13 protein-coding genes are annotated in these 8,507 nt (G+C 68.4%); 10 read left to right on the top strand and 3 right to left on the bottom strand.

The features are described from left to right. A partial coding sequence (locus tag ACFR9S_RS03580; protein ID WP_379818079.1) for a hypothetical protein occupies nt 1–221 on the top strand: 221 nt, incomplete at its 5' end. 172 nt (nt 222–393) lie between these two features. On the opposite strand, the gene ACFR9S_RS03585 is transcribed toward ACFR9S_RS03580, so the two are convergent. After that, a complete protein-coding gene (locus ACFR9S_RS03585) occupies nt 394–660 on the bottom strand; it encodes an HAH_0734 family protein (protein ID WP_379732074.1) in 267 nt (88 codons plus the stop codon). A 108-nt stretch (nt 661–768) separates the two neighbouring features. On the opposite strand from ACFR9S_RS03585, the gene ACFR9S_RS03590 reads away from it, so the two are divergent. Genes ACFR9S_RS03590 through ACFR9S_RS03615 form a run of 6 tightly spaced genes read left to right on the top strand, consistent with a single transcriptional unit; the run spans nt 769 to nt 3,388 of the window. Continuing rightward, nucleotides 769–1,050, top strand: a complete 282-nt coding sequence (locus tag ACFR9S_RS03590; protein ID WP_379732075.1) for a 50S ribosomal protein L44e — start codon at nt 769–771, stop codon at nt 1,048–1,050. Next, nucleotides 1,047–1,220, top strand: coding sequence for a 30S ribosomal protein S27e (locus ACFR9S_RS03595; RefSeq protein ID WP_379732076.1), 174 nt, complete (start codon nt 1,047–1,049; stop codon nt 1,218–1,220). The genes ACFR9S_RS03590 and ACFR9S_RS03595 overlap by 4 nt, the downstream gene beginning before the upstream one ends. A gap of 6 nt (nt 1,221–1,226) precedes the next feature. Further along, nucleotides 1,227–2,021: a translation initiation factor IF-2 subunit alpha gene (locus tag ACFR9S_RS03600; protein WP_379732077.1), complete on the top strand. Its 795-nt coding sequence runs from the start codon at nt 1,227–1,229 to the stop codon at nt 2,019–2,021. After that, complete coding sequence (locus ACFR9S_RS03605) at nt 2,018–2,242, top strand: RNA-protein complex protein Nop10 (protein ID WP_379732078.1); 225 nt, start codon at nt 2,018–2,020, stop codon at nt 2,240–2,242. Before ACFR9S_RS03600 ends, ACFR9S_RS03605 begins: the two co-directional genes overlap by 4 nt. Nucleotides 2,243–2,285: 43 nt before the next feature. After that, the gene (locus ACFR9S_RS03610) at nt 2,286–3,221 is read left to right on the top strand and encodes a PAC2 family protein (RefSeq protein ID WP_379818080.1); all 936 of its coding nucleotides are present in this window, start codon (nt 2,286–2,288) and stop codon (nt 3,219–3,221) included. Nucleotides 3,222–3,265: 44 nt separating this feature from the next. Beyond that, the gene (locus tag ACFR9S_RS03615) at nt 3,266–3,388 is read left to right on the top strand and encodes a hypothetical protein (protein WP_379732496.1); all 123 of its coding nucleotides are present in this window, start codon (nt 3,266–3,268) and stop codon (nt 3,386–3,388) included. On the opposite strand, the gene ACFR9S_RS03620 is transcribed toward ACFR9S_RS03615, so the two are convergent. Beyond that, a complete protein-coding gene (locus tag ACFR9S_RS03620) occupies nt 3,385–3,690 on the bottom strand; it encodes a MazG-like family protein (RefSeq protein WP_379732499.1) in 306 nt (101 codons plus the stop codon). The two genes, ACFR9S_RS03615 and ACFR9S_RS03620, sit on opposite strands and share 4 nt — an antisense overlap. A gap of 82 nt (nt 3,691–3,772) precedes the next feature. Then, nucleotides 3,773–4,987, bottom strand: a complete 1,215-nt coding sequence (pan1, locus tag ACFR9S_RS03625) for a proteasome-activating nucleotidase Pan1 (RefSeq protein ID WP_379732494.1) — start codon at nt 4,985–4,987, stop codon at nt 3,773–3,775. 152 nt (nt 4,988–5,139) lie between these two features. Between pan1 and ACFR9S_RS03630 the strand changes: the two genes are divergently transcribed. From ACFR9S_RS03630 to ACFR9S_RS03640, 3 genes are all read left to right on the top strand, one after another. Then, complete coding sequence (locus ACFR9S_RS03630; protein ID WP_379818081.1) at nt 5,140–5,487, top strand: hypothetical protein; 348 nt, start codon at nt 5,140–5,142, stop codon at nt 5,485–5,487. Between the two features lie 10 nt (nt 5,488–5,497). Then, on the top strand, nt 5,498–6,739 hold the full coding sequence (mre11, locus tag ACFR9S_RS03635; protein WP_379732305.1) for a DNA double-strand break repair protein Mre11: 1,242 nt from the start codon (nt 5,498–5,500) through the stop codon (nt 6,737–6,739). Continuing rightward, a partial coding sequence (locus tag ACFR9S_RS03640; RefSeq protein ID WP_379818082.1) for an AAA family ATPase occupies nt 6,736–8,507 on the top strand: 1,772 nt, incomplete at its 3' end. The genes mre11 and ACFR9S_RS03640, both read left to right, overlap by 4 nt.

The following is an 8,507-nucleotide window of genomic DNA, read 5'->3' on the forward strand; positions in this document are numbered from 1 at the left end:
CCCGCGTCGACGCCGTCGACGCGCTCTACACGGGGTCGCCCGCCGATGCCGCGTCGGTGATCCGCGAGCACGACGTGCGCTACGTCTGGGTCGGCAGCGCCGAGCGGAACCGCTACGGCGACGAGCTGGTGAACTTCTCGGACCGGGCCGGGTACGAGCCCGTGTTCACCCACGGCGACGTGGTGGTGTACGAGGTGACGGCCGAGGAGCTGCCGGCGTGATGCGGCGGCCGAGAGAAAGATAGTCGCTTACACGATCGCGGCGTGGCGCTCCGGTGTTACGACACGGAGTTCGTGACAGGTCGCCAGCCGCGATCGGTCTTCACACGACTACGGCATGGCGCTCCACGATCGAGGCACGGAAGCCTCGATAGGTCACGCGCCGTAGTCGGCGTTAAACGTTCAGCGGGTTCTTCTCGCTCAGGATCTCGACGTCCTCGGCGTCGACGCTCTCGGTGTCGAGCCAGTTGGGGACGTACTGTCGCTTGTCGTACTTCTCGCGCTCGTCTTCGGTGCCGACCGTACACCACATCTGGGGCTCGTCCGGGCCGTGCCAGTCGCCCTGTTTGTTCACGCCGAAACAGACCAGCTCCTCCCCGTCGACCTCGATCACGTCGTCGCGTCGGAACCCCGCGTCGCCGTGGACGATGAGCTGCTTCATGCGCCGGAGTTCGGCCACTCGCTCCTTAACCGCTTCGCTCCCCCATCGGTCGAGACCAAACGGGTTTTAAGCTACGCTCTCGAATTCGCCGACAAGAGGCGAATATCCATGGAGATGCCACGCCGCATGAACACGTACTGTCCGCACTGTGACGCCCACCACGAACACGAGGTCGAGAAGGTTCGATCCGGCCGCCAGACCGGGATGAAGTGGGCCGCCCGCCAGCAGAAGCGCGGCACGAAGGTCATCGGGAACTCCGGGAAGTTCTCGAAGGTGCCGGCCGGCAACAAGCCGACCAAGAAGACCCACCTGAAGTACATCTGCTCGGACTGCAACAAGGCGCACATGCGAGAGGGGTGGCGGACCGGCCGCCTGGAGTTCCAGGAATGACGGGGAGCTTCCTCGAAGTCGTCTGTCCGGACTGTGAGAACGAGCAGGTGCTGTTCCAGAAGGCCGCCACGACGGTCAACTGCGCCGTCTGTGGCACCACGCTGGCGACCCCCACCGGCGGGAAGGCGGAGATCAACGGCGAGGTCGCCGACACCGTCGAGGCGCGATAACACCTGATGGCGGGGAACGAGTGGCCCGAGCCGGGTGAGCTCGTCGTCGGCACGGTCGACGAGATCGCCGACTTCGGCGTGTTCGTCGACATGGAGGGGTACGAGCACCGCGGGCTGGTCCACGTCTCGGAGGTCGCTTCGGGCTGGATCAAGAACGTCCGCGACCACGTCAGCGTCGGCCGCACGGTCGTCGCGAAGGTGCTCGAAGTCGACGAGTCGGCCCAACAGGTCGACCTCTCGCTGAAGGACGTCAACGAGCACCAGCGCAAGCAGACGATCCAGGAGTGGAAGAACCAGCAGAAGGCCGACAAGTGGATGGAGCTCGCCTTCGGCGAGGACCACGAGCGTGAGGACGTGGTCGAGGCGCTGACCGCCGAGTACGACTCCCTGTACGAGGCGTTCGAGGAGGCCGCCGTCCACGGGATGGAGGCGCTCGACGACATCGACCTCGACGACGAGGCCGCCCAGGCGGTCGTCCAGACCGCCCGCGAGAACGTCTCGGTGCCGTACGTCAACGTCACCGGCTACGTCGACATCCGCTCGCCCGGTCCCGAGGGCGTCGACGACGTGAAGGCCGCGCTGCGGGCCGCCGAGGGCGACGGCGACCACGAGGTCCCCGAGGAGATCGAGCTCGAAGTCTCCTACGTCGGCGCGCCGGAGTACCGCATCGAGGTGCAGGCGCCCGACTACAAGACCGCCGAATCGGAGCTCGAGGGCGCGGCGGCACGTGCCGAGACGGCCATCGAGGAGCGCGGCGGTACAGCGGAGTACCACCGCGAGCGCAACGAGCCCGAAGAATGACGAAGTCGGACATCCGCGTCTGCTCGGCGTGGAGGTCCGAAGACGACCCGGACCGAGCAGGCGGGTCGGGCAATCACGATCGACCCGTCTACACGCTTTCTTCGACGTGTCCGGAGTGCGGTGCGGAGGCGGTCAACTCCGCCCCGGCGTCGTTCGATCCCGCCGACCCCTACGGCGAGTACCGCCGGCGGGCGCGCGACGCCGGCCCCGACACGAACTGAGGGTTTCGACGTACCTTTACCCGCCGAGAGACCATTCGCGGGTATGGATCCCATCGATATCGAGACGGTCGCAGACCCCGAGCTCCGCGACCCCGTGCTCGTCGAGGGGCTGCCCGGCGTCGGCCACGTCGGCAAGCTCGCCGCCGAGCACCTGCTCGAGGAGTTCGAGAGCACGCTCGTCCGGCGGGTGTACGCAGACGAGTTCCCCCCGCAGGTCGACGTCGACGACGACGGCGTCGCCTCGCTGACCCACGCCTCCTTCCACGCGGTCGATCTCTCCTCGCCGACCCCTACCGACGTGGAAGACGAGGACGCAGAGAGCGAGGACGACGAGGACGAAAGCGACGAGAACCCCGAAGGTGACGCACTCGCCGACGGCGGCGAGGAAGAGGCCGACGAGGAGGAGGTCGAGGAGGACGAGGCCGAGGAAGACGACCCCGGCACCGTCCCGACCGACCGCGACCTGCTCGTCCTCACGGGGAACCATCAGGCCGGGAGCAACAAGGGCCACTACCAGCTCACGGAGGCGTTCCTCGACGTAGCCGAGGGGTTCGGCGTCGAGGAGGCGTACGCGCTGGGCGGCGTCCCGACCGGCGAACTCATCGAGGAGCACAACGTCCTCGGCGCCGTCAGCGACGGCGAGCTCACCGACTCGCTCGCCGACGCGGGCGTGGAGTTCCGCGGCGACGAGCCCGCCGGCGGCATCGTCGGCGTCTCGGGGCTGCTGCTCGGCCTCGGCGGCCGGCGCGGCCTCGACGTGGCCTGCCTGATGGGGGAGACCAGCGGCTACCTCGTCGACCCCAAGAGCGCACAGGCGGTGCTGGAGACGCTGGAACGGCAGCTCGACTTCCGCGTGAACTTCGCCGCCCTGGAGAAGCGCGCCGAGGAGATGGAGGAGGTCGTCGGAAAGATCCAGCAGATGCAGGAGGGCAGCGGCGGCGGCGTCTCCGGCGACGAGGAGCTACGCTACATCGGCTGAACGCGGTCGGGAGAACTAAGTCCCGTCGCGCCCCGGAATCGAGTATGGACATCGAGCACCCCTCGTGGCGCGCGCTTGCGGGCGCCCTCGGCGGCTACGGGCTGATTCTGGTCGGCATGACGGTGCTGCTGTTCGGGGTGCCGACCGCGGTCTTCTTCCTGCTCTAAGCGCCCGAGCCGGCGTCGCCGCCGGCGTCGATGCGCGCCTCGTACTTCGAGAGCGACGTTTCCAGCGCGCGACCGGCGTCAGTTTCCAGCTCCTCGGCGAGCGCTAAGAGCGCGAACAGCGCGTCGCCGATCTCGTCCTCGGGGACCGAAAGCGAGTCGGGATCGTCGCCGTACTCGCTGGATTTCGCGGCGTCGGCCGCGACCTCGCCCACCTCGGCGGCGAGGTCGAGCAGGCGATACGCCGGCGGGGCAGTCATCCCATTCTCCTCGATGAACCGGGCGACCTCGCGCTGTTCGGGCATGGAATGGTCGTCGACCATAGCGACGCGAGCGACGGCGGCGCGGAAAAAGCGGGCGGTTCAGTCCGGGAAGCGGCCGGCTGGATCAGGCGAACGCCGGGGAGTCGCCCGTCTCCACCGTCTCGCTGCTCTGGAGCTTCTCCCAGGCCTCGACGAAGTCGCGCTCCTCGATCTCGGTGCGGTCGTCGCGGATCGCGAACATCCCCGCCTCGGTACAGATCGCCTTCACGTCGGCGCCGGAGGCGTCCTCGGCCATCTCGGCGAGCTCGGCGAAGTCCACGTCCTCGGAGACGTTCATGTCGCGAGTGTGGATCTGGAAGATGAGCTCGCGGCCCTCGGCGTCGGGCTTGGGCACCTCGATGAGGCGGTCGAAGCGGCCGGGGCGGAGGATCGCCTCGTCGAGCATGTCGAAGCGGTTGGTCGCGGCGATGATGCGGATGTCGCCGCGCTCGTCGAAGCCGTCCATCTCCGAGAGCAGCTGCATCATCGTCCGCTGGACCTCGGCGTCGCCGGAGGTCTTCGAGTCCGTCCGCTTGGAGGCGATGGCGTCGATCTCGTCGATGAAGATCACCGCAGGCTCGTTCTCGCGGGCGACCTCGAACAGGTCGCGGACGAGCTTTGCGCCCTCGCCGATGAACTTGTGGACGAGTTCGGAGCCGGCCATCTTGATGAAGCTCGCGTCGGTCTCGTTCGCGACGGCCTTCGCGAGCATCGTCTTCCCCGTCCCCGGCGGGCCGTGGAGCAGGATGCCACTCGGCGGCTGGATCCCCACCTTGTCGAACGTCCCGGGCTGCTGGAGCGGGAGTTCGACCGTCTCGCGCACCTCGCGCATCTGGTCTTCGAGGCCGCCGATGTCGGCGTAGGTGACGTCCGGCGAGTGGTCGATCTGCATCACGCGGGCCCGCACGTCCGTCTCGCGGGTGAGCTTCTGGACGACCGACAGCGAGTTGTTCACCGCGACGCGGTCGTCGGGCTCGATCTCCTCGCGCATCTCGTCGGTGACCTCCGTCAGCGCCTCCTGGTTGTTGCCGTGCTGTTTGATCACGACGCCGTCGTCGTTGACCTCCTGCACCGTCGCGACGAACAGCGGCGACTGCTTGAGCTTCTCGTTCTCGTGAGAGAGCCGTTCGAGCTTCTGCTGGTACTTGTTGTTCTCGGCGTTGGCGTCCAGCAGGCTGTCCCGCATCTGCTCGTTCTGGTCCTCCAGATCCTCGAGGCGGTCACGCAGGGACTCGATCTTCTCCTGTTGCGACGCCGTCTCCTCGTAGGGGAGTTCGACGTCGTCAACCGTATCGCTCATTGGCAGACCGTAGGCGGCTGACTCTTATGAGGCTTCGGGTCGCGTCGGAACGCGCCGGCGACGGAACGGGCGACACAGCGACGCTGGCATCTGTTTATCCAGAGTCTCGTATCACCCCGATACTCAAGTGTGATGGCGCGGCTACCCCAGTCATGCCCGATCCGGACGCCGTCGCACGAGCGCTGGCTCGGCTCGCCGACGGCAGCCACCGACAGCACGGCGACGATCCCGAGCGAACCGTCGGCGAGGCCGAGGTCGCGATCGGCGACGTCGATAGTGCGGCGGCGTTCGTCGACAACGACGGGGAAGCCGCGCTCCGTCGCGCCGTCGACGCCGCCGAGAAGGCGGGTGAGGACGGCGTCGCAGCCCGCGGTCGGACAGTGTTGGAGACGCTCGACGCGTTCCGTGATGCGGCCGACGACGCCGGCGAACAGCGGCCCCGCGGGGCGCGGACCACTTCCACCACGCTCGCGCAACGCTCTTCCCGGGAGGGGTCGTAGCCGGGGGCAGATGACTCGGGTGATACACACGGGCGACACCCACGTGGGCTACCAGCAGTACCACTCCCCCGAGCGCCGGGCGGACTTCCGCCGGGCGTTCGACGCCGTGGTCGACGACGCGATCGAGGAAGGCGTCGACGCGGTGGTCCACGCCGGCGACCTGTTCCACGACCGCCGGCCCGAACTGCCGGACTTGATGGCCGTACTCTCCGCGCTGCGGCGGTTGGACGACGCCGACATCCCGTTTCTCGCGATCGTCGGCAACCACGAGGCCACCCGGACCGGCGAGTGGCTGGACCTGTTCGAGGGGACGGGGCTCGCGACGCGGCTGCGCGACAGTCCCGTCGTCGTCGGTGACACCGCGTTCTACGGACTCGACTGGGTGCCCGAATCGCGCCGGGACGATCTCGACTACGAGTTCGAGGAGCACGACGCCGCCCACGCGGCGCTGGTCTCCCACGGCCTGTTCACCCCCTTCGAGTTCGGCGAGTGGGACACCGAGACCGTGCTCGGGGAAGCGAACGTCGAGTTCGACGCGATGCTGCTCGGCGACAACCACAAAGCCGACACCGCGGAGGTCGCGGGGACGTGGGTGACCTACTGCGGGTCGACCGAGCGCGCGAGCGCGAGCGAGGAGGAGGCCCGCGGCTACAACCTCGTCACGTTCGACGGCGAGGTGGACATCCGCCGGCGCAGCCTCGACACCCGACCGTTCGCGTTCGTCTCCGTCGACCTCGCCGAGGGCGAGGGCGTCGAGCGCGTGCGCGAGCAGGTTCGCCAGTACGACCTCGCGGACGCGGTCTGTATCGTCGAGATCACTGGCGAGGGCGAGCCCGTGACGCCCGCGGCGGTCGAGGAGGCCGGTGAAGAGGAGGGAGCCTTACTGGTCCGCGTCACCGACCGCCGGGAGATCGAGGAGGCGGCCGAGATCGGCGTCAACTTCGCCGACCCGGACGAGGCGGTCAGGGAGCGCGTCTCGGAGATGGGGCTCTCGACGGCCGCCCGCGGCGTCGACGAAACCGTCCGGGAGAGCAAGGTGGCCGACGCGAACGTCCGCGAGGAAGTGAGGAACCGCGTGACTGACCTGCTCGACGACGATCCGGCGGCGTTCGAGCCGGCCGGTGAGGACGAGGAGGCGAGCGAGGACGGCAGCGACGACGGAAATGGCGGTAGCGAGGGCGACGCCGAGGCCGACGAACCGAGCCTACAGACCGACGACGAGGAGCAGGGCACCATGGAGGAGTACCTGTGAAGTTCGACCGCCTGCGGCTCCGGAACTTCAAGCCGTACGCCGACACCGACCTGCAGTTCACCGACGGCGTGACCGTGATCCACGGGCTGAACGGCTCCGGGAAGTCGTCGCTACTGGAGGCCTGCTTCTTCGCCCTGTACGGCTCGAAGGCGCTGGACGGGACGCTCGACGACGCGGTCACCACCGGCGCCGACGAGACCGACGTGGAGCTGTGGTTCACCCACGCCGGCGAGGAGTACAAGATCACTCGAGAGCTCCGGCGTTCCGGCGGGTCGATCTCGACCCGGACCTGCGTGCTGGAGGGGGCCGACACGACCGTCGAAGGTGCCCGCGACGTGCGGGAGTTCGTCGGCGAGGAGCTGCTCCGGATGGACAGCGAGGCGTTCCGCAACTGCGCGTACATCCGCCAGGGCGAGGTGAACCGGCTGATCAACGCCTCCCCCCGGGAGCGCCAGGAGATGATCGACGACCTGCTCCAGCTCGGGAAGCTGGAGGAGTACCGCGAGCGGGCCCGCGACGCCCGCCTCGGCGTCGAGGACGTGCTCGCGGACAAGCGCGGCGGTCTGAACAAGCTCGATGAACAGATCGAGCGGAAGGAGGCGAAGGAGCTCCACGACCGGCTCAACGAACTGGAGAGCGAGCTCTCCGAACTCGACGACGAGATCGAGCGCTTCGAGGGGAACCGCGAGGACGCGAGAGAGACCAGAGACGAGGCCGAGTCCATCATCGAGCAGGCCGAGGAACGGGAGAGCGAACTCGAAGAGCTGAACGAGGAGATCGAGGAGTTGGAGGCGTCGATCCGCGAGACCGAAAGCGAGCGCGAGGAATTGCTCGAAGAGATCACCGAGATCCGCGAGCGGATCGACGAGCGCGAGGCCGAACTCGACGACCTCGCCGATGACGCTGGCATCGACGCCGCGACTGAGGACGCCGTCGCCGCGGCTCGCGAGGAACTCGACGAACGCGAGGCGGACCTCCGCGAGCAGCGACAGGAGCAGCGCGATCGAGTCACGAGCCTCGAGAGCGACGCCGAGAGCCTCGAAGACGAGGCCGAGCGGCTGCGCGAGCAAGCGACCGAGAAGCGGGAGCGCGCCGACGAACTCGAGCAGGAAGCCGACGACGCCGAGGCCGACCGCGACGACCTGCGGGACGAGCTCGACGAGGTGACCCGGGAGCGCGAGGAGATCGAGGCCCGGTTCGCCGACGCGCCAGTCGAGATGGGCGAGGCCGAGACCCACCGCGAGTCGCTCCGCGAGGAGCTCGACGAGCGACAGGCCGAGATCGAGGAGACGGTCGGGGATCTCGCGTCCGCCCGGGACCGCGTCGAGGAGGCCGAAGAACTGCTCGAGGAAGGCCACTGCCCCGAGTGCGGCCAGCCGGTCGAGGACTCCCCGCACGTCGACACGCTGGAAGCGGACCGCGAGCGCGTCGAGGCACTGTCCGCCCGGCTCGGGAAGCTCAACGGCCGGAAGGAGGAGCTGAAAGCCGACATCGAGGACGCCGAGTCCCTCGTCGAGGCCGAGAGCCGCGCGGAGATGCTCAGCGAGCGCCGCGAGACAATGACCGAGCGCGTCGAGGAGCTCGAAGCCGAAATCGAGAGCGACCGTGCGGAGGCGGAAGAGCTCCTCGAGGCGGCAGACGAACTCGAAGCCGACGCCGAGGAAACCGAAGCCGACGCCGAGGAGAAAGCCGACGCTGCCGAGGAGGCCCGCGAACAGGTCGCCGAACTGGACGAGGGGCTCGACGCAATCGAGGAGCGCCGCGAGCG

The organism is Halolamina salina (genome assembly GCF_042678005.1).
GTDB classification, from domain to species: domain Archaea; phylum Halobacteriota; class Halobacteria; order Halobacteriales; family Haloferacaceae; genus Halolamina; species Halolamina salina.